Annotated in this window: 1 pseudogene; it reads left to right on the top strand. The window is 79.7% G+C overall.

Annotated features, from left to right (window positions below):
- Positions 1 to 1,589: pseudogene (locus ACFU6K_RS38580) on the top strand (erythronolide synthase); the annotation flags it as partial.

Below are 1,589 nucleotides of genomic sequence, written 5' to 3'. Positions count from 1 at the left end.
GGCTGCGGGTGTCGCACGCCTTCCACTCGCCGCTGGTCGATCCGGCCGCGGCCGCGATGGCGGCCGAGCTGGCCGGGTTAGACCTGCGCCCGCCGGTCCGCCCGGTCGCCTCCACGGTCACCGGCCGGCTGCTGGACCCGACCGCCGACCTGCGGGAGCTGCTGCGCGCCCAGGTGCTGCTCCCGGTCCGGTTCCACGAGGCCGCCGAGGCCGCGGCCGCCGACGCCGACCTGGTGGTGGAGGTCGGCCCCGGCCGGGTGCTGTCCGGCCTGCTGGCGGAGATCGCGCCGGACCTCGCGGTGCTGGCGGTCGACACCGACAGCGCCTCGCTCGGCCCGCTGCTCAGGATCGCCGGCGCCGCGTACGTGCTCGGCGCGCCGGTGCGGACCGCGGCCCTGTTCGGCGGCCGCCTGGTCCGGCCGCTGCCGCCGGAGAGCGAGCCCACCTTCCTGGCCAGCCCCTGCGAGGCGGCTCCGGCCATCGGCGCGGCCCTGGTGCCGCAGGCCGGCGGGCCGGACGACGGAGCGGGCGGCGGAGCGAACGACGGAGCGGACGGCGCGGCGCGGTCCGCGCGCCCGGCGGGCGCGGACACCGGCACGGGCCCGGTCTCCACCCTGGACCTGCTGCGCCGGCTCGCGGCCGAGCGGGTCGAGCTGCCGCTGGACTCCGTCACCGCGCGGACCCACCCGATGGACGACCTGCACCTGAGCTCCATCACGGTCGGCCAGATCGTCAACGACGTCACCCGGGCGCTGGGCCAGCCCGCGCTCGCCGCCACGACCGGCTTCGCGACCGTACGGCTGGGCGAACTCGCCGAGCTGATCGACCGGTTGGCGGACACCTCGCAGGCCGGGGCGGAGCCGGTGGGCGAGGTCCCCGGAGTGGCCCCGTGGGTGCGCCCCTTCGCGGTCGAGCACGTGGCGGCCCCCCGGCCGGCCCGGCCGCACCCCGGCCCCAAGGCCTCCGACCCCGGGGCGTCCGGCTCCGGGGCGTCCGACCCCCGGGCCGCGGCCGACGACTGGACGGTCTTCGCCACGCCCGGCCACCCGCTGGCCGCACCGCTGCGCACCGCGCTCGCCGCGGCGGGCCTCGGGGACGGCGTCCTGCTCTGCCTCCCGGACGAGTGCGGCGCGCGGGACACGGAGCTCTTCCTGACCGCCGCACGCGCCGTCCTGGCCGCCCCCGAGGGCACCAGGCTGGTCGTGGTCCAGCACCGCCTCGGGGCCGCGGGGCTGGCGAAGACCCTGCACCTGGAACGGCCGTCCGTCCCGACCACGGTGGTCGAGCTGCCCGACACCGCCCCCGAGGGGGCCGCCCGCGACGAGGCGGTGGCCCGCGTCGTCGCCGAGGCCGCCGCCACGGCCGGCTTCGCGGAGGTCCGCTACCAGCGGGACGGCCGCCGCACCGTCCCGGTGCTCCGCCCCCTGCCGCGCCGTCCGGTGGCGGAGGGGGAGTCACCGCTCGACGCGCGGGACGTCCTCCTGGTCACCGGCGGCGGCAAGGGCATCACCGCCGAGTGCGCCCTGGCGGTCGCCCGGGACTCCGGGGCGGCGCTGGCCCTGATCGGCCGCGCCGACCCGGCCGCCGAC

Origin of the sequence: Kitasatospora sp. NPDC057512 (assembly GCF_042802135.1) — a bacterium.
GTDB lineage: Bacteria > Actinomycetota > Actinomycetes > Streptomycetales > Streptomycetaceae > Kitasatospora.
Note: the sequence above shows the minus strand (reverse complement) of the source record. Positions and strands in the feature narration are given on the sequence as shown.